The organism is Streptomyces sp. RK9 (genome assembly GCF_045070545.1).
Lineage (GTDB): Bacteria > Actinomycetota > Actinomycetes > Streptomycetales > Streptomycetaceae > Streptomyces > Streptomyces alboflavus.
Genome location: NZ_CP173703.1, coordinates 703,050 through 722,506, shown reverse-complemented (window position 1 = coordinate 722,506; position 19,457 = coordinate 703,050). Strand labels below are relative to the sequence as shown.

At 71.7% G+C, this 19,457-nt stretch carries 12 protein-coding genes; 1 reads left to right on the top strand and 11 read right to left on the bottom strand.

From position 1 onward, the window contains the following. Nucleotides 1–5: 5 nt before the first annotated feature. From AB6L24_RS03070 to AB6L24_RS03020, 11 genes are all read right to left on the bottom strand, one after another. Nucleotides 6–1,301 carry an O-antigen ligase domain-containing protein gene (locus AB6L24_RS03070; protein ID WP_405657012.1) on the bottom strand — a complete coding sequence of 432 codons (1,296 nt, stop codon included), beginning with the start codon at nucleotides 1,299–1,301 and terminating at the stop codon, nucleotides 6–8. A 1-nt stretch (nucleotide 1,302) separates the two neighbouring features. After that, nucleotides 1,303–2,841, bottom strand: coding sequence for a right-handed parallel beta-helix repeat-containing protein (locus tag AB6L24_RS03065; protein WP_405651793.1), 1,539 nt, complete (start codon nucleotides 2,839–2,841; stop codon nucleotides 1,303–1,305). 7 nt (nucleotides 2,842–2,848) lie between these two features. Then, the gene (locus AB6L24_RS03060) at nucleotides 2,849–4,834 is read right to left on the bottom strand and encodes an alginate lyase family protein (RefSeq protein WP_405651791.1); all 1,986 of its coding nucleotides are present in this window, start codon (nucleotides 4,832–4,834) and stop codon (nucleotides 2,849–2,851) included. Further along, entirely contained in the window at nucleotides 4,831–7,041 is a 2,211-nt protein-coding gene (locus tag AB6L24_RS03055; protein WP_405651788.1) for a bi-domain-containing oxidoreductase, read from the bottom strand. The genes AB6L24_RS03060 and AB6L24_RS03055 overlap by 4 nt, the downstream gene beginning before the upstream one ends. 27 nt (nucleotides 7,042–7,068) lie before the next feature. After that, complete coding sequence (asnB, locus tag AB6L24_RS03050) at nucleotides 7,069–8,997, bottom strand: asparagine synthase (glutamine-hydrolyzing) (RefSeq protein ID WP_405651786.1); 1,929 nt, start codon at nucleotides 8,995–8,997, stop codon at nucleotides 7,069–7,071. 3 nt (nucleotides 8,998–9,000) lie between these two features. Then, nucleotides 9,001–10,563 (bottom strand): Wzz/FepE/Etk N-terminal domain-containing protein, encoded by a 1,563-nt coding sequence (locus AB6L24_RS03045; protein WP_405651784.1) that lies wholly within the window; start codon nucleotides 10,561–10,563, stop codon nucleotides 9,001–9,003. Further along, complete coding sequence (locus tag AB6L24_RS03040; RefSeq protein ID WP_405651782.1) at nucleotides 10,560–11,927, bottom strand: Wzz/FepE/Etk N-terminal domain-containing protein; 1,368 nt, start codon at nucleotides 11,925–11,927, stop codon at nucleotides 10,560–10,562. The genes AB6L24_RS03045 and AB6L24_RS03040 overlap by 4 nt, the downstream gene beginning before the upstream one ends. Next, on the bottom strand, nucleotides 11,924–13,189 hold the full coding sequence (locus AB6L24_RS03035) for a glycosyltransferase family 4 protein (RefSeq protein ID WP_405651780.1): 1,266 nt from the start codon (nucleotides 13,187–13,189) through the stop codon (nucleotides 11,924–11,926). The genes AB6L24_RS03040 and AB6L24_RS03035 overlap by 4 nt, the downstream gene beginning before the upstream one ends. Beyond that, on the bottom strand, nucleotides 13,179–14,495 hold the full coding sequence (locus AB6L24_RS03030; RefSeq protein WP_405651778.1) for a nucleotide sugar dehydrogenase: 1,317 nt from the start codon (nucleotides 14,493–14,495) through the stop codon (nucleotides 13,179–13,181). The genes AB6L24_RS03035 and AB6L24_RS03030 overlap by 11 nt, the downstream gene beginning before the upstream one ends. 73 nt (nucleotides 14,496–14,568) lie before the next feature. After that, nucleotides 14,569–16,047 carry a sugar transferase gene (locus AB6L24_RS03025; protein ID WP_405651776.1) on the bottom strand — a complete coding sequence of 493 codons (1,479 nt, stop codon included), beginning with the start codon at nucleotides 16,045–16,047 and terminating at the stop codon, nucleotides 14,569–14,571. Between the two features lie 629 nt (nucleotides 16,048–16,676). Continuing rightward, nucleotides 16,677–18,155 (bottom strand): FG-GAP-like repeat-containing protein, encoded by a 1,479-nt coding sequence (locus AB6L24_RS03020; protein WP_405651774.1) that lies wholly within the window; start codon nucleotides 18,153–18,155, stop codon nucleotides 16,677–16,679. Nucleotides 18,156–18,435: 280 nt separating this feature from the next. On the opposite strand from AB6L24_RS03020, the gene AB6L24_RS03015 reads away from it, so the two are divergent. Continuing rightward, a complete protein-coding gene (locus tag AB6L24_RS03015; protein ID WP_405651772.1) occupies nucleotides 18,436–19,359 on the top strand; it encodes an endo-beta-N-acetylglucosaminidase H in 924 nt (307 codons plus the stop codon). The last annotated feature ends 98 nt before the right edge of the window (nucleotides 19,360–19,457 follow it).

The window sequence follows — 19,457 nt, the reverse complement described above, 5'->3', positions numbered from 1 at the left end:
CAAGGTCACCTCCTGGCCCATCGCGGGACACGTCGTCGGGGGACTGCGGTCGTGGAGAGCGGCGTGGCCGCGGTTGCGGGCATGGCGAGCAGCGAGGCGGCCAGGCCCAGGTGCAGCAAGTAGGGCGAGGCGTCGCCGAGTCCCGCTTCGGTGTACGAGGAGATGGCGCAGTAGCTGATCAGGAAGATCGCGCAGGCCCTCGGCACCGACGGCGGCCGCAGCAGCGCGACGCCGCCGAGGACGGCGATGAGCGTCGCCACGATGGCGATGCCGATCAGGCCCTGCTCGTGGTAGACGGCCAGCCAGCTGTTGTCGATGGGAAGCCCGCCGAACGACTTGTCGCTCAGGCCCACGCCGAACACCTTCTCCCCGGTCGTCCGGGGCTCCGCGAGGAGGGCGTCCCAGACCTTGGCGCGGCCGGTGAGGTTGGACAGGTTCTCCTGGCTCTGGCCGCGCAGGTACCAGGACTGCAGCGCGGAGCTGAACGCCACCGCCGCCACCGTGGCGATCAGCACCGTCCAGGCGAAGAAGCGGCGGGCGGCGGAGCTGGTCAGGACGAGCGAACTGATCGCGAGGACAAGGCCGATGAGCAGACCGAGCGTGGCTGTGCGGGTATGGGTCAGGGCGAGCAGCACGACGGACGGGACGATGATCACCACCGCGCTCGCCCTGTCGGCCGCGCGGCCGAGCAGGAGCAGCACGGTGAGCCCGATGATCACCGCCGCGTACTGTCCGATCTGCGGCGGCGTGAGCGGCCACAGCGCGCCGACAAGACGCCCCCCGTAGTACTCGGGCATCGCCGTGCCCGGCGCGACGACCAGGCCCGCGGCCACCGTCACGAGCACCGCGAAGTACATCCGGATGTGGTACCGGACGAACGTCAGGTCACCGTTCCACCAGCGGCTGAGCAGCCACAGCGTGCCGACGAAGAGCGCGAACCTGGCGCAGCGGAACAGCGCCCCGTATCCGACCTCCAGGTTCGCGCTGGAGATCACGCTCGGCACGAGCAGCAGGGTGAGCAGGAACACGAAGGCGCTCGGCCGCACGCGCAGCCGCAGGTTGAGCGCGAGCGCCAGCGTGAACGCGGCGACCAGCGCCCCCATCGTGGCCATCTGGATGAGGGATCGGGGCAGCGTGACGACGGTCTTCGCCCCGGCGGAGCCGAGCGTGTTGAGGGCGAGGAGCGCCCAGACGATCCCGACGGCCTTCGGCGTGCCCGCGGGGCGCGCCTCGACGCCGGGCTGAGTGCCCGTCATGTCCGGTGCTCCGGACGGTCCTTGGCGCAGCAGGTTGCCGTCCATCTCAACCACCGGCCCGGGGGTCGAAGGTGCTGCCCTCGTCCTGGCGGTACGGCCTGGCCTGCCACTGCCCGGAGTCGAGCGTCCCGTCCGTGTTGGCCGCGACAAAGCTCCACGGCCCGCGGTAGACGTTGTCGTGCCAGCGGTTGCGCTGCTTGTGGGTGATCGCATCCGCCACCCGCTTGCCCTTGTACGGCGACCACTCGGGGTAGGTGCCGTAGTTCGCGAGGACCGCCATGCGACCGCACTCCGCCGCGCACTTGACGACGGACTTCTTCAGGACGAAGCGGTTGTCGTGGATGTCCACGCGCTGCGTCTTCCAGCGGCAGTCGGAGTACAGCGGCGCTCTGCCGATCGCGGGCTGCTCACAGCGGTCGAGGTCCTTCACCAGCAGCGTGCAGTAGCCGGTCGAGGTGTTGGCCGGGCTGTTGCAGAACCGGTCGGAGTTCTCCCAGAGGGTGATCCCGGACCAGTTGTTCTCCAGGAGGTTCCGGTAGATCTCGATCTTGTTCGTGCGGGCCCGGATCCGCGGCTCGCCGCCGGACTCGGAGACATAGATGGTCGCGTACGGGAAGTTGTCGCCGCGGTCGGCGTACTTGCGGCCCTCGACCCAGTTGTTGCGCCGGATCGTGTTGTTCCGGATGACCGCGTTGTAGCTGGTCTCGTACATCAGCGCGGCGCCGTCGTTGGCTTCGAGGACGTTGTTCTCGATGCGGAAGTCATTGTTGTTGTTGTCCGCCCACAACCCCGCTCCGCGGTTGTCGTGCACCCAGTTGCCGCGGATGTCGGCGCCGTCGACGGCCCAGAACTTGATGCCTCCGGTGCAGCCGCAACCCGGCTTCCGCTTCTCCCAGTTGTCGGTGTTGTTGCCCACGACCTCGTTGCGCTCGACCACCAGGCCCTTGATGGAGTCGCCGGTCTTGTACGCGTTCATTCCGTACTGCCCGTTGGCGCGCAGACAGCTGTCCCTGACCTTCTGGCGGGCGCCGGCCATCAGGCCGGCGCCGGAGTTGTACTGGATCTTCGCGTGCTCGATCACCCAGCCGTCGGCCATGTCGTGGTTGACCACGCCCTCGTTGTTCGGCGCGACGAAACGCTGCACGGTCAGATGGCGGATGGTGACGTCGCGAGCGCTGCCGCTGAACGCGTACTGGTTGATCTTCCGGCCGTCGAGCACCGCGCCCGGCGCGCCGAGGTAGCGGTTCCCCTTCTTGGTGACGACCTGGGCGTAGCGGTCGGGGTCGAGCCGGTGCTTGCCGGGGCGCAGCCAGAACGTGGTGTTCGGGGGGTTGCTCCTGGTCTTGGCGGCCAGGTCGCCGACCACCGCCGGGTCGACCGTCACCGCGCCCGCGGGAGCCTTCTCGGGCCCGGCCGCGGGCTCGGTGCACACCCGGGCCACGGCCGTCGGGTGCGCCCCGGACGTGGAGGGCCTGCCGGTCGGCTTCTCCGGGGCGTCCGGCGAACTCGTACAGCCGGTCGCCGCGAACAGGACAAGGGCCAGGGGTGCCGCACCCGCCGCCCAGTGCCGCCACTTCGTCACCACGCGCCCCCTAGCCGCAGAACCTGAGCACGGTGGCGAACTCCGCCGACGACGCCGTGCCGTCGGTGAAGCCGGTGCCGACCAGCGTCGTGGCGGGTTCCTTGCGGCCGAAACCGGGGGAGTACCAGCCGAGCGGCGGATCGCTCTCGCCGCGGTGCGCCCGCCAGTTCAGCTGCCCCGGCAGGTCGAGCACCGCGGAGCGCACCTCGCCGTCCCTGGTCCAGGTGAGCACCGCCCAGTTCCCCACCAGGTCCACGGCGATCGCCGGACCGAGGTGGAACGCCAGGCGCACGTCCCGGCGCGGACCGAGCGCGCCGAGGACCTCGTCGACCACCCGCAGCTCCTTGGCCGCGGCGACCAGCTCCACCCGGCGGCGGTGCACGGAGCGCTGGTAGCCGTCGTGCTCGGCGGACCACAGGGCCGTGCCGCCCGCGGAGACGTCGGCCGTGTCCGCGACCAGGACACGGCTGCGGGCGTGCCGGGTCCACAGGAACGGGCCGCCGGAGACGGACTGGTCACTCCCGTCCAGCTCCAGGGTGTTGTGCCCGAGAGTCGAGCGGAAGTACCGCCGCCACGCGGGCTGTCCGTGGTAGCAGTACGTCCCCGGGTCGGCGAGCACGTCGACCCCGTCGTGGCGGACCTCCAGGGACAGCGCGTCCGCGTGGCCGTGCGCGGCGATGGAAAGGAACCCGTGCGGGCCGCCGTCGCAGCGGCACCAGATGTCCTCGGGACCGCGCAGGATGGTCAGCCCCGCGTCGGCGAAGTGGCCCGGCCGGCGGTCCGGGCGGGTCACGGTCGGCGTGGTGCCTTTCTTCCCGTACGGCCGGAGGAGCGCGGCGAGCAGCGGGGTGCGCACATCGGTGCCGGTGACCGCGGGCCACCAGTCGAGCCGCCCGAACACGGCCTCGCCGGTCGCGAGGAGCGAGCCCCAGCGGTCGGTGCCCCCGCCGTCCACGACCAGGCCGTGCCCGTCGTCGGCGTCGCCCTGGCGCGGCGGCTGCAGCCGGTTGTCCACGACGGCCGCGAGCGCGTCGGTCATCCGCAGCAGCACGAGCCGGACGGACGAGGGCACCGGCACACCGGCGGCGTCCGCCTCGGCCACCGCGGCCAGGCCGAGTTCGAGGACGAGCCCGTGGTACTCGGTGGCCAGCTCCCGGTTGAGGCCGGAGGGGAAGGTGTTGCCGCGCAGATGCCGTTCGAGCGACCGCAGCGCGTCGTCCCGCCAGCGCTCCGAGGTGGGGAACCACCCGAACGCGCAGGCCGCGGCGAACTGCCCGGCGGCCTCGGCGACGACGTGGTTGTTCGCCGAGGATCCCCGGCTGGGGAACGCGGCGAGCCAGCGCTGGTGGTGCCAGATCTGGTGGTGCGCCACCGGGTTGCCCTCGAACAGGTCGGCCGCGCCCGGCCAGCCGTCGAGCAGCCGGCGGACCCACACCCACGAGAGCAGCCGGATGCCCAGCTCGATGCCGCTGATCCAGTGCACGCCCCGCAGCGGCGGGTTGGCCGCCCACCACGAGCGCAGGTGCTCGGCCACGCGCTCGGCGTACCGCTCGTCCCCGGTGACCGCGTAGGCGGCCGCGAGCACGGTGAGGTACTGATGCCGGGACAGCTCCCAGATCTGCTTGATGTCCCCGACCGCGTCCTCGTTGCGGTACGGCACGTCGAAGGCGTAGCCCCACGGCGCCCTGCGCCCGGTCTTCGGGTCGCTCCACCAGTCCGGGGAGACCAGGTCGTCGCGGACCACGCCGAAGTACTCGACGTGCCCGGCGAGCAGCCGGTCGGCCTCGGCGACGAGGCGCTTCGCGGCGTCCGGGGGCACCGCGGCGATCGTCCCCGCGGGCAGCACCGCGGTGAACCGGGCGCCGGTCACGCTCGGGCAGAGGGGCCGCGCGGTGCGCCACCGCCGCCTGCGCACCACGTCGCTCACCCGGCCGCCGATCTCCTGCGGCCCCATCCTGGATAAGCGCCGCAGGTACCAGCCCGCACTCATGCTCATCGCGGCCCCGCCAACGTCACCGGCGCACCGCCGGCCAGGCCCGTCTGGACGGCGAGGGTGGCCGCCGTGGTGGCGACGAGGGACTCCAGCGGCACCGGCATCGGCCCGCCGGTGCGCACGGCCTTGACGAACGCGGCCAGTTCGGCGTTCTGGCCCTTGTCCCTGGCCTTGGGAAGGCGCGAGCTGACCCACTTCTTCGGGCCGTGGACGGAGGCGCGGACGAAGTCGTCCAGCTTCAGGACCTTGCCGTCCGCGACGAGGTCGAGGGTCTCCTTGGGGAAGCTGGGCGCGCCGGTGGTGACGTAGCTGATGGTGGCGGTGGACCCGTCCGGGTACCGCAGCACGATCTGCAGGTCCTCGTTGCCGGACGGGGCGACCGCGTACACCGAGACCGGGTCGGCCCCGAGCAGCCAGCTCGCCGTGTCGATGAAGTGCCCGCCCTCGCCCGCGAACCGCGAGCCCTCGCTGCCCTGCTGGAGGTACCAGCTGCCGTGCTGGAGACGGCCCGCGTTCACGAGGTAGCGCAGGCTCGCCGGACCGGTGCGGGCCCCGAACCGCGCCTTGGCCTCGCGCAGCAGCGGCGAGAACCGCCGGTTGAAGCCCACTTGGAGGCGGTCGTTGCCGCACTCCTCCACCGTCGCGAGCACACCGGCAAGCTCGTCCTCGGTGAGGGCCAGGGGCTTCTCCACGAACACGGCCTTGCCCGCGAGGAGCGCCTTGCGGGTCAGGTCGGCGTGCGAGCTGTGCCGGGTGACCACGAACACCGCGTCGATGGACTTGTCGCCGAGCACGGCGTCGAGATCGGTGGTCGCCTCGGCGAAGCCGAACTTCCGCTTGGCGTTGGCCGCGGACAGCGCCGTCGTGGTGACGACGGTCGACAGCGTGACGCCGTCGCGCTCCGCGAGGTGCGGAAGGAGCATGGACGTCGCGTAGTTCCCGGCGCCGACGAACGCGAGGCGCACCGGACCCGCGGCGGACCGGGCGGGCAGGGTGACCCCGCCGTTGCTCCGCACGTGCACCGCGGGCACCGTGACCGTGGGCGCGGCCGCCTCCGGGGTCTGGCCCGCCGCGGCCCGGTCGGTGCCGCCGGGGTAGCGGAACAGCACGGCCACGGCCTTGAGTTCGCCGTCCTTCAGGCGCTGGTACGTCTCGACGGCGTCGTCGAAGTCGGCGATGTGCGAGACCAGCGGCTCCACGTCGACCCGGTCGCGGGCGACGAGGTCGAGGAAGCACGCCAGATTGCGGCGCTCGGTCCAGCGCACATAGCCGATCGGGTAGTCGCGGCCCTCCAGCTCGTACTCCGGGTCGTAGCGCCCGGGGCCGTAGCTGCGCGAGAACCGGACGTCGAGTTCCTTCTCGTAGTACGCGTTCCACGGCAGGTCGAGGCGGCACTTGCCGATGTCGACGACCCGGCCGCGGTCGCGGCACAGCTTGGCGGCCAGCTCGACGGGCTCGTTGCTGCCGCCGCCCGCGGCCAGGTACACCTGGTCCACGCCGTGACCGCCGGTGAGTTCGGCGACGGACGCCTCCACGGCCGCGGACGCGGGGTCGCCGCAGGCCGCGGCGCCCAGGCGCTCGGCGAGTGCGCAGCGCGCCGGGTCGGGGTCGACGCCGACGACCCGGACGCCCGAGGCGGTGAGGAGCTGCACGACCAGCTGGCCGATCAGGCCGAGCCCGATGACGAGGGCCACGTCGCCGAGTTGGGGCTCGCCGCGGCGGACGCCCTGCATCGCGATCGAGCCGACCGTGCCGAAGGCCGCGTGCTGGGGCGCGAGGCCGTCCGGCACCGGGGCGTAGAGGTTCTTCGGCACCCAGTTCAGCTCGGCGTGCAGCGCGTGCTCGTTGCCCGCGCAGGCCACCAGGTCACCGACGGCGACATCGTCGACGCCGTCGCCGACCTGCTCGACCACCCCGCACAGCGAGTAGCCGAGCGGCGTGTAGGAGTCCAGCTTGCCCATCACCTTGCGGTACGTGGCGGGCAGCCCGTTGGTGGCCACGCTCTGCATGACCTTGGCGACCTGGTCGGGCCGGGAGCGGGCCTTGCCCAGCATCGACATGCCGGCCTCGGACACCTTCATGAGCTCGGTCCCGGTGGATATCAGCGAGTAGGCGCTGCGCACCAGCACACCGCCCGGCTTGCACCCCGGCACCGGCACGTCGAGCACCGCGAGCTCGCCGCTCTTGTAGTTCTGCACAACCTGTTTCACCGGAGCTCCTATTTTTCTTCCACGTCGTCAGGCCGCTTGGCTCTGGCCGGAGCCAGAGACAGCGCCGCGGTACCAGTACTCGAGGGTCAGCACGTGCCACAGATGTTTGGAGAAGTCCCGCTGCCCGGCGGCGTCCTCGGCGACCATGCGCGCCAGGGCGTCGCGGCGCAGGAGGCCGGAGCTGACGAGCACGCCGTCATGGATCACCTCGCGCACCAGCGGCGCGAGATCCCGGCTCATCCAGGCCCGCAGCGGGGCGCTGAACAGGCCCTTGGGCCGGTACACGATCTCCCGGGGCAGGATCGAGGTGGCCGCCTCCTTGAGGACGGCCTTGCCCTGCCGCCCGACGATCTTCTGGTCGCCGGGCACCGCGAACGCCGCCTTGACCACCTCGACGTCCACGTACGGCACCCGCACCTCGGTGGAGGCGGCCATGCTGGAGCGGTCCGTGTAGGTGAGGTTCAGGCCCGGCAGGAACATCCGGGCGTCGCCCAGACACATGCGGTTCACGAAGTCGTCGAGGTTGTTGTCCTCATAGACGTCCGCATGCTCGGTCAGCACGTCCTGGACCGTGCCCGCCAGGTCGGGATCGACCAGGGCGAGCAGCTCCTCCTGGTCGTACATGGTGTAGCTGCGCCGGAACGCGGTCTCCTCCGGCAGGTCGGCGAAGGACAGGAACCGCTTCGCGAACCGCACCGACCGGTACCCCCGGCGGGCCGAGGCGACCGGAAGCCGGTCCACGACCCCGGACACCCCGCGCCGCAGCGGCCGCGGCACCCGCTGGTAGCGCAGCGCGAGCACGTTCGCCAGGTGCTTGCGGTACCCGGCGAACAGCTCGTCCGCGCCCATCCCCGAGAGCATCACCTTGACCCCGGCCTCCCGGGCGGCCGAGCAGATCAGGAACGTGTTGATCGCCGCGGGGTCGCCGATGGGCTCGTCCAGGTGGTACGTCATCTGCGGCAGCAGGTCGAGCACGTTCGGGGCGATCTCGATCTCGTGCAGGTCGACGCCGAACTGCTCGGCCACCTTCCGGGCGTAGCGCAGGTCGTCCGGCATCGCCTCGAACTTGGCGTCCTCGGCGCGGAACCCGATGGTGTACGCGGAGATCCCGGGCTGGTGGCGGGCCGCCAGGGCGGTCAGATAGCTGGAGTCCAGGCCGCCGGAGAGGAACGTCGCCACGGGCACGTCGGACAGCAGGTGCTGCCGCGTCGACTCCTCGACGATGGCCGCCAGGTCCGGCTTCTCACCGCTGCGCGCCCGCTCCCTGCCCTCGGCGGCGACATCCTTGAGGTGCCAGTACCGGCCGCGCTCCACCTGACCGTCCGCCCGGCACCTCAGCCAGCTCCCCGGCGGCAGCTTCTCCGCCTCACGGAACGCACACCGGGAGTCCGGCACCCAGTAGTAGAGGAGCGAGGCCACCAGCGCCCCGTGGTCCACCTCCAGGGACCCGCCGGTCACCGCGGCGAGCGCCTTCAGCTCGGAGGCGAACACCAGACCCCCGCCCCGCCGGAGCAGGAACAGCGGCTTGATGCCGAGCTGGTCGCGGGCGAGCACCAGCTCCCCGGTGCGCTCGTCGAAGATCCCGAACGCGAACATCCCGCGCAGCCGGGGCAGACAGTCCGTGCCCCAGCGCCGCCACGCCTCCAGGACCACCTCGGTGTCGGAGGTCCCCCGGAAGCGCACCCCGGCCGCCGCCAACTCGGCCCGCAGCTCGGGTGCGTTGTACAGCTCGCCGTTGTACGTCAGGGCGAGGCCGCCCGAGACCATCGGCTGGGCGCCGGTCTCGGACAGGTCGATGATGGCGAGGCGGCGGTGCCCGAGGTGCACCTCGCCGTCACCGGCGCGGTGGCTGTACCGGCCCGCGCCGTCCGGACCGCGGTGGGCGAGGGTCTCGGTCAGCCGGTCGGCCACGGCCTTGCCGTCCGGCCATCGGTAAGTGCCTGCGATGCCACACATGTGCTACCGCGCCTCCTGGTCGCTGTTCGCTGTTCGCGCGGCCGGTACCGGCGGTCGCTCCGTCCGTAGCGGACCGTCCCCCACGGCCTGAACGGCGTGGGCGCCACCCCCGCCGTTCGGCCGGGTCATCCGCTTGAAAGGGCCGCGCAGCGCGGTGTGCAGCCCGTCCCACAGGGTGCCGTCGGTCCGGTCCCGCGGATCGGGGTCGATCAGCACCACACCGATCACCGGGATGTCCAGGTCGGCGAGTTGCCGCGCCACGGTGTGCAGCCACGCGGCGCTGCCGTGCCCGGCCCGCACGACGAGCACGGCCTTGCCGCCCAGGAACCGGAGGTCGGTCCAGGCCGTGCCGGGTGCGACCGAGCCGACGCCGAGCCGCCGCGTCTGCTGCGGCACGGACGCGGCGTCCTCGCCGGCGACGACGTCCGGGTCTCCCGGCTCCTGACGGCGGCCCGCGAGCTGTGCCCCGGGCAGACCGTCGACGATGACGACCGGCCCCTCGGCCGCCAGCGCCCTGGCGACATCCAGGGCGATGACGCTCGTGGTGCGCGCACAGCCGAGCTCCAGGAGCGACACCGGCTCCGCGGAGCCGCGCACGGTGCGGGCCAGGGACGTGGTGAGTCTCGACCGCGCGGCCCGGGTCCGGCGCAGCTGCCACAGCCGGGCCGAACGGCGCGGCAGCCGGGGCAGTTCCGCGATGACCGAGGCACCCAGGTTCGCCGCGATCTGACGGCGCAGCACGGGACGGTCCGCGACCACCGTGCCGACCGCGGCCACCGCGAGGCCGAGGACGAGCCCGAGGACGAGCCCGATCCCGGCACTGGTGACGGCGGCCTTGGGCAGGGAGTGCGGCACCGCGCGCGGCGCGTCCACGATCTGCGTCCCCGCGACGAGCCGGGGCGTGCCGACGCGGGCCTCCTCGGCGCGCTGGGCGAAGTCGGCGATCCGCGAGTTCAGTTCGGCCCTGCGGGCGAAGAGCGACTCGATGCTGGCCGACTCCTTCGAGTCGCTCTCCGGGTCCCGGTCCCCGATCGCCTCGTTGACCTCGGTCAGCTCGTCCCGCATCCGCTCACGTTGGTCGAGCAGCGCCTTGGCCTCGGCCTTCGCGGTCTCCCGCATCCGCCGCACATGGTCGGCGACGAACGCGTCGGCCAGCGCCTTGGCCCGGGCCACCGCCTTCTCCTCGGTGTCGGCCGTCACGTCGATCCGCATCAGGTTGTTGGTGATGCCGGTGCCCCGGTAGTCCTGCAGGAAGTCCTCGGGCTTCTCCGGGGAGTTGAGGGCCTGGAGGGCCTTGCTCGCGATCCGGGTGGTCTTGAGCAGCTCCACGTCGGTGCGGATCAGGGTGCCGGTGTCGTTCGGCTGGTCCTCCTGATGCGCGACGAGGACCTTGGTCGCCGCGGTCGGCGGCGGCGGTCGCAGGACGGCGAACGCCGCGCCGAGCACGAACCCGAGCAGCGCGAGGGAGCACCAGAGGCGACGGCGCCTGCGCACCGCCACCACCAGCGCCTGCAGGTCGAGGAGCGGAGTGGAGGCCGACGACTCCGACGTGGTGGTCGTGGTCATCCGGAGCCTCCCGTCGCCTGACCGCGCGCCGCGAGCGCCGGGGCGGCGCTCGGTGCGGGACGGCCCGCGGAGCGCGCCGGACGGTCCTGGACCGCACCGGCGACGACGACGCCGACGACCTCGTGCCTGCCGTCCGCACACGCCTCGGCGATGCCGCCGAGTTCGCCCGCGGTCCAGCTGCCCGCGCTGAGCACGACCAGGGCACCGGACTCGGTGTCGCGGTCCGGCACCGTCGGCCGCTCCACGGAGACGTCCACCACGCGCAGCATCGGGTCGCCCTTGGCCTCGGCGACGAGCTGATCGGCGGCCCGGCGGGCGATCGCGTCGCCGTCAGGCACGACCACGAGCAGCCGCCGGGGTGCCAGGACCTTCTCGCGGAGGCGGGCGCACACCCGCCGGTATCTGATCCGTCTGCCGGCCTCGTCGCCGGACCGTCGGGGCGCCGGCAGGTCCCACTGCGTGTCGAGGCCGAGCACCTGGCGGATCCGGCCCCGGGGGCCACCGCTCCCGGGCCGCCGCGCGGTCCGGTCTCCCGGCACGTCGACGGCACCGAGGACGGTGGATCTCAGCGCCGACGCGATCTCCGTCTCACCGCGCAGCCGACGGTTGCCCCGCGCGGCGGCGAGATGGCCGATGACCGCGACCAGGAAGAACAGCAGGGCCCCCGCGACGACGAACTGCGTTCTCGTCGGCGGCGCCTCGCTGGTCGGCCGGGCCGCCGGGCCCATGACGACCATGCCGGCCTTGTCGGTCGCCCGGTCGGACTCGTCCAGTTTCTTCATGGCTTCCTGCAGCGCGGTGCGCAGCTTCTCCAGTTCGGTGCGGGCCTGCACGCTCTCCACGGTCTGCCCCGGATCGGCAGCGTCGGCCAGGTCGCTGATGCGGCGGTTGGTCTCGGTCACCTTCTGCCGCAGGGCCTCGGGCCCCGTGGCCGTGCCGGATTCGTCGTCGTCGCCCGCGATCCGCGCGGCGAAGCCCACGAACTGCTCCGCCATCTCGTCGGAGAGCTGTTGCGCGCGCTGCGGGCTCTCGGCCGTACCCGAGATCTTGATGATGTTGCCGTCGGAGGCCTTGGCGCTCACCTGCCCCCGCAGCTCGCCGCCGCTGACGCCCTGCCAGCGGAGCGTGGCGGCCGCGCGGTCGACCACGGCCGAACTCGTCGCGATCTCCGCCTGGGTCAGCAGCTCGCGCTCCTCCCACTGCCCGGGCAGCAGGACCGACGCCGAAGCGGTGTACTTCGGCGGGAACAGCAGCGAGACGCCGAAGCCGAAGAGCGCGCCTGTCACGGCGACGATGACGAGGAGCCGCCACCGCCGACGGAAGATCCGCCCGATCGTCACCAGGCGTATTGCTTCGTCACTCAACTGCGCTGCCTCTTCCCTGTGCTGATCGGGGAGCGGGCCGACACCGCGGCGCGGTCACGGCAGGCAGCGGCGTAGGCGGCGAGCAGCGACACTTGCGAGTTGCGCCAGGACAGCTCCCCGTTGATCCGTTCCTGGCCGATCTTGCCCATATGGGCGCGCCGCTCCGGATCGTCGAGGAGCCGCGCGACGAGCTCGGCGAACCGGGCCTCGTCGTTGGCGGGCGCGTACACGGCGGCCTCCCCGGCGGAGACGCGCGCCTCCCGGAGGTCGAACGAGACGATCGGGCGGCCCATCGCCATGTACTCGAGGACCTTGTTCATCGTCGACACGTCGTTGAGCGGATTGTGCGGGTCGGGGGAGAGGCACACGTCCGCCGTGGACAGATAGCGCACCAGATCGGCGTCCGGGATGCGCCCGGTGAACTGCACCTGGTCGTCGAGCCCGAGCTGCCGCGACAGCTCCACCATCGAGTCGAAGGCGTCGCCGGAACCGACGAACACCGCGTGCCAGTCGGTCCGCCCGACCTCGTCGCGCAGCTTCGCGAGGGCCCGCAGGGCGTAGTCGACGCCGTCCTGCGGTCCCATCACGCCCAGATAGCACAGCAGATGGGGCTTGCCGCGCTTCAACTCCGGCTCGGGCGGCACCGGTTGGAACCGCTCGACGGCGGGAGCGCTGCGCACCACGAACACGTCCTCGGGTCTCTTGCCGCCCCGGCTCACCGCGACGTCCCGGTAGCTCTCGTTCGTGGCGATCACGATGTCCGCGGCCCGGTAGGTCAGCCGCTCCAGGGCGCACACCGCGCGGTAGAGCAGGTCCTTGCCGCGGTCGAACCGGGACAGGTACAGCTCGGGCACCAGGTCGTGCTGGTCGAAGACGAACCGCGCGCCGCGCCGCGTCAGCCACCGCGCGGGCAGGAACAACAGGTCCGGCGGATTGCAGGCGTGCACCACGTGCACCGGACCGACTTTGCGGGCCAGCCGGTACGTGTGCCACAGCGCCGAGCCGTACTCCCGGAGATACCCGGCCGGGCCCCCCGTGGCCGCGCGCAACGGGTAGCGGTGGATCCGCACCCCGTCGATCACCGCCTCCGGCTCCGTGTCCCGCTTCTCGCCCCGCGGGCAGATGACGTGCACCGTCCAGCCCGCGTCGCGCAGTGTCGTGCACTCCTGCCACACCCGCCGGTCGAAGGGCACCGACAGGTTCTCCACCAAGATCAGCGCGCGCCGGCTTCGCCGGTCGCGGCGTGTTGCGTCACCAAGCAAGGCCCACGTACCCAGGTTCGGCCCGGCGCGCGTCGGCGTCGGGAAGGTGGATGAGGTCGACGATCACCGGCTCCGCGCCGTGCGGCAGCGCCGCGAGGACGGCCGGATCCCTGGTCCCGACGAGGCACACGTCGGCGTGTGCGAGGACCTCGTCGACGGAGTCCGCGAGCAGCTGCCCGAGGTGCGGGAGCCGGGTCTCGATGTACTCGCGGTTCGCGCCGAGGAGCCGCGAGAGGCTCACGTTGGCGTCGTAGATCCGCAGGTCGTACCCCTTGCCGAAGAGACGTTCCGCCAGCTCGACGAGCGGGCTCTCGCGGAGGTCGTCGGTGCCGGGCTTGAACGAGAGACCGAACAGGCCGACCCGGCGCTTGCCGGTGCGCTCGACGAGGTCCACCGCGCGCTGCAGATGGTCGGCGTTGGACGGCAGCACATGGGCGAGGATGGGCACCGAGACGTCGGCCCGCTGCGCCGCGTGCACCAGGCTGCGCAGGTCCTTGGGCAGGCAGGAGCCGCCGAAGGCGAAGCCGGGCCGCAGATAGGCGGGGCTGATGTTCAGCTTGCGGTCGGCCAGGAAGACGTCCATCACCTGGTGCGAGTCCACGCCGAGCGCCTGGCACACCGCGCCCAGCTCGTTCGCGAAGCCGATCTTGAGGCCGTGGAACGCGTTGTCCGCGTACTTGATCGCCTCCGCCGCCGGGACCGGCACCCGGAACACCTCGCCGGGCAGCCCCTCGTACAGCTTCGCCACCACATCGCCGCTGGCCGCGTCGAGTTCGCCGATGACGGTCTTCGGCGGGTCGAAGAAGTCCCGCACGCTCGTGCCCTCGCGCAGGAACTCCGGGTTCACCGCGACCCCGATGTCCACCCCCGCCGTGCCGCCGAGGAACTTCTCCAGGATCGGCACGAGCAGGTTCAGGCAGGTGCCCGGGAGCATGGTGGAGCGGAACACGACGGTGTGCCGCCCGCCCCGCTCGGCCACCGCGGCACCGATCTGCTCGGTGACCCGCTCCAAGTAGGTGGTGCACAGGCTGCCGTTGGGCTCCGACGGCGTGCCCACACAGACGAGGGAAACGTCACTGCCCATGACCGCCTCGCGGACGTCGGTGGTGGCGCGCAGCTTCCCGGCCCCCACGACCTCGGCGACGAGCTCGCCGATCCGCTCCTCGACGACGGGCGCCTTGCCGTCGTTCACCATGTCGACCTTCACCGGGTTCACATCGACGCCGATGACGTCGTGACCCAGACTGGCCAGGCACGCGGCCGACACACAGCCCACGTAGCCGAGCCCTAAGACACTGACTCTCATAACCCGTTCCTCCCCCCAGGCACGCCCTTCCGGCCTGCCTTCCGTTCGCCGGTCGGACGACGCCCCCCGGGTATCAATAGGCCCCCTGCCCCTGGAGCACCGCACGCAGCGTCTTCCACAAGATCACTGTGTCCAGGGCGAGCGACCAGTCCTCCACGTACCGCAGATCGAGCCGCACGGCCTCCTCCCACGGCAGGTCGCTGCGTCCGCTGATCTGCCACAGGCCGGTGAGGCCGGGCTTGACCAGCAGGCGCCGCCGGATGTCCGGGCCGTACGCCGCGGACTCCTCCGGCAGCGGGGGCCGCGGACCGACGAGCGACATCGATCCGGTGAGTACGTTGAAAAGCTGCGGGAGTTCGTCGATCGAGTACCGCCGGAGCACCGCTCCCACCCGGGTCACCCGCGGATCCCGGCGGAGCTTGAACAACAGGCCCGCGCCCTCGTTGAGTTCGGCGAGCGCGGCCCGCGCCCCGTCGGCCCCGGTGACCATCGTGCGGAACTTGTAGATGGTGAACTCGCGGCCGTCCTTGCCGACCCGGCGCTGGCGGTAGAACGCCCCGCCCCGGCTGTCCGCGAGGACGAGCAGTCCGACGAACATCATCAGCGGCGCGAACAGGACCAGCAGGATCACCGCGCTCATCCGGTCGACGACCGCCTTGACCGCCCGCCTGCCCCCGGTGAAGGTCGGCATGCTGACCCGCAGGAGCGGGATGCCGAGCACCGCGTCGACGTGCAGCCGGGGTCCGGCCACCTCCATCAGGACGGGGGCCACGACCATGTCGGCGTCGCTGCCCTCCAGGTTCCAGGCGAGGCGCTGCAGCCGGTCCGGTGACCAGTGCGGGTCCGGGGTGACCGCGACGACGCGGTAGCCGTCGCGGCGGACATGGCCCGCGACGTCCGACAGTTCGCCGACGACCGGCACCCCGTCCAGATGGTCACCGTCGAGCCCGTGACCGTCGGTCGTGCACACCGCCTCCACACGCCAGCCGAGGTGCGGGAACTTGCGGGCCCGGGTGATCAGATCGCGCACGGTGGCCGGGCTCCCGGCGGCGAGCACCGGTCTCAGGCACCGCCCCTCCTTGCGCTGTTTGTGCAGCCACAGGCGCAGCACATAGCGCGCGGTCATGGTGACGAGCGCGATCGCGGGGATCGCGACGAAGATCCAGAGTTTGATGTTGCGCGAGGTGAGGGCGATCCCGCCGAGGGCCAGTACGACGGCCGCCGTGAACAGGGACCGTCCGAGCCGGCGGAACTCCTCGGCTCCCTGGCCGAGTACGGCCGGGGCCCACGAGCGGCTCACACCGAGCGACCCGAGGATCAGCAACTCGGTGCCGAAGGCGAGAAACGCCCAGTTCTCATGCCAGTTGGCCGCGTCCCGGACCCCGAAGAAGCCCCCGATCGCCGCCACCACGAAGGCGGTGGCCACCGTGTCGCTGGTGATCACGGCACGGCGGTACCGCTGCTCCCAATCACTCGCGGGCTGGCTGCTTGCCCCGTTCGTCAGACGCCCGCGCGTCGACGGAAACGGGTTGACTAATTCCCCCTGCTGCACAGAACCCCCCCAGGTTGCGCCAGTGGCTCGACGTGTTGCCTGCTCCCCTGTTCATCCCCCCGGGAGGTCTCGCCCCCGGCGCCGCGCTGTTCCTCGCCGCAAGAGGCCCCCGCCTCCTGCGCATGACAAATCCGGCTGCCTCAGCGCTACGTGAACAACTCACCCCGGCGGCAGGGGAGTTGGGGCCCCTGCCGCACTTCCGAGACGTGCCGGGCCCGTCGAAACCCCGGGTGCTCCCCGCACCCGGGCCCCCCTGTCGGGCCCCGATGTCTGACCGCCCCCGGCCTGGCACCGGGGACGCTACTGCTGGCTGTGCATGGCGCCGGATCCATAGATCATTAACGGTCGCTTCGTCTCCGAACAGCTGAAGCACGGTCAATTTAGACCATGGGGGTCAGGTTGTAGAGGGGGTGTGTGCAATTCGTGCCCAAGCTTTGAGAAGGGATTCACCAATCGGTGGCCCCGCAGGGGTGCCCGCACGACAAGGCCATGCCGCTTGACCTGCGACGATGGACTTCGATCTACGTCCGGGCACCGACCACTTCAAGCCGTTCCGATGCACGCAACTTGACCGATCTCAGGGCCTCTTGAGGCCCATTTCGAGTGGTTCCGACCTCCGTGGGGACGGTTCAGCGGCTGTGCAGCGGCTTGCCGTACTTCTGGGCCGTGGCGAGGTGGGGGAGGCCGAGCGTCCGGGGGGAGAAGGCCAGGGAGCCGCCGGCCGAGCCCTTGGGCAGGAGCCACGCGGCGCCCAGGGAGGCGTTCTCGCCGGGGGATCCGACCGTGACGTCCGGTGTGCGGTCGGCGTCGTGGTCGCCCGTGGCGACCGCCGCGCCGAAGGCGTCGCCCGCCTCGGCGACACCCGGGACACCCGCCGTGTCCTGGTTCCAGGCGACGGACGCGGCAGTGCCCCTGGCGTCGAGCAGACCCCGGGCGCCGCCCCGGAGCAGCCAGGCCGCGCCCGCCCTCGCCTTGCTTCCGACGGCCTCGCCGGGAGCACCCGCGATCAGGTCGTCGCGGCCGTCGCGGTTCACGTCGCCGACGGCGAGGGCGGCGCCGAAGCGGTCGCCGTTCTCGGCCAATCCCGGGACGCCCGCGGTGTCCTGATTGAGCGTCTGGGCGCGGGTGCCGAACGATCCGCTCGCGGGGCTTCCGTAGTGGACGTGGACGCCGCCGCCCTTGGCGAGCCGCTCGGGGCCGCACGGGTCGTCGATGTTCTCGTCGGCGATCTCACGGCACTCGCCGAGCGCCAGGTCGTCGTGGCCGTCGCCGTCGAAGTCGCCTGCGGCCAGGGCGGTCACACCGGCGTTGTCCGTGTTCCAGAAGTTGGCCATCTCGGTCCGGTCGGCGTCCCACTTCCACAGGCGCACGTGGGACTGCGTGCTGGGGACGCCCGCCGTCCAGTACGCCACGGCCAGGTCCGCGGTGCCGTCGCTGTCGAAGTCGCCGGTGGCGAGGACGGGGGCGCGACCGCCCATGGGGGCGGCGACGACGGTGGTGACCATGCTGTCCTCGCCCACGATGACCCGGGCGACGACCTTGTCCGTGCCGCCGACCACGATCGTCTTGTTGCCGCCGCCGGTCAGGTCGGCCGCCACGACCGACGTGCCGTACGCGGCCGACGGCGCGGGCCCGGTCAGGACCGTCGACCCCGGTCCGGGCCCGCTCGTCGAGCCGCCCACGACGGTGACCATGCCCGCGTCCGTACCGCGGTCGGTGACGTCCTCGCCGGGGGCGCCCGCGAGCAGTTCGGCGATGCCGTCGCCGTTGAGGTCCGTCAGGGTCACGGACGCGCCGAAGCGGTCGCCCGCCTCCGGCGTGCCGGGAACCTCGGGCGTCGCCTGCGTGACCCGGATACTTCCGTGGGCACCGACGCCCCTCGGGCCGCCCCAGACGACGTTCACGTACCCGGCCTTCGCCCGGTCGCCGACGGTCCCGTCCGGGACGCCGACGGCGAGGTCCGCGAAGCCGTCGCCGTTGAAGTCGCTCGTGGTGGCGCGGGGTGCGGCAGCGGCTGTGCCGGAGGGGAGCACGACCCCGGCGGTGGCTGCGGCGGCTGCGATGGCGAACGTCAGGATGCGGCGGCTGTGCGGCACGGAGGCCCCCACTCGGTCGACGGGATGCGGCTGTGCCTGGTCTGACCGTCGTGGGGCGGAGCTGGTTGTACGGAGTTCACCGGAGGTTGGTGCCGGGTTCGCGCAAGGGGATGGGCGGCAGCCGGAACTCCCTTGCGTGGGCGCGGCTGGTGCGACACGACGTGCGTGGGAGTCGTGAAGAGATTGCGTTCGATTCTTGGGATTCGGTCACAGGAGCGGAAAACTCGGAGCGCTCACTCGGCGCTTTCGAACAGGTCGGGCGCCGACCCATGCGATGGGAGACCGATCAACGATGTTCACACTGGTACGGAGCAGGGCGCGGACGGCCGCGCTCGCGCTCTCGGCAGTCGCGGCCCTCGCCTTCGGCGCGACCACCTCGACCGGCGCGGCGGCGGCCCCCGCTCCGGCTCCCGCGAAACAGGGGCCGACCTCGGTGGCGTACGTCGAGGTGAACGACAACAGCATGCTGAACGTCGGCAAGTACACCCTCGCCAAGGGCGGCGGCAACGTCTTCGACGTGGCCGTGATCTTCGCGGCGAACATCAACTACGACACGACCAAGAAGTCGGCCTACCTGCACTTCAACGAGAACGTCCAGCGCGTCCTCGACAACGCCGCGACGCAGATACGGCCGTTGCAGCAGAAGGGCATCAAGGTCGTCCTGTCGGTGCTCGGCAACCACCAGGGCGCGGGCTTCGCCAACTTCCCGAACCAGCAAGCGGCTTCGGCGTTCGCGAAGCAGCTGTCGGACACCGTGACCAAGTACGGCCTCGACGGCATCGACTTCGACGACGAGTACGCCGAGTACGGCAACAACGGCACGGGGCAGCCCAACGCCAGCTCGTTCGTGCACCTGGTGACGGCGCTGCGCGCGAACATGCCGAACAAGATCATCAGCCTCTACAACATCGGCCCGGCCGCCTCGCGTCTCTCCTATGGCGGCGTCAACATCTCGTCCAAGTTCGACTACGCCTGGAACCCGTACTACGGCACCTGGCAGGTCCCCGGCATCGCCCTGCCCAAGTCGAAGCTCTCGCCGGCGGCCGTGGAGATCGGCCGGACCTCGCAGAGCACGGCCGCGAACCTCGCCCGCCGCACCGTCAGCGAGGGGTACGGCGTCTATCTGACGTACAACCTCAACGGCGCCGACCGCAGCGCCGACGTCTCCGCGTTCACCAGGGAGCTGTACGGCAGTGACGCCGTCTACACGCCGTAGGGCGACCGCACGCTCCGGCGTGCGCCGCGCCCTGCGGGTACACCGCGTCCCTTAGGGGAACGACCGCGCAAGCCGCGCCCTCGACAACGATGTCGGGG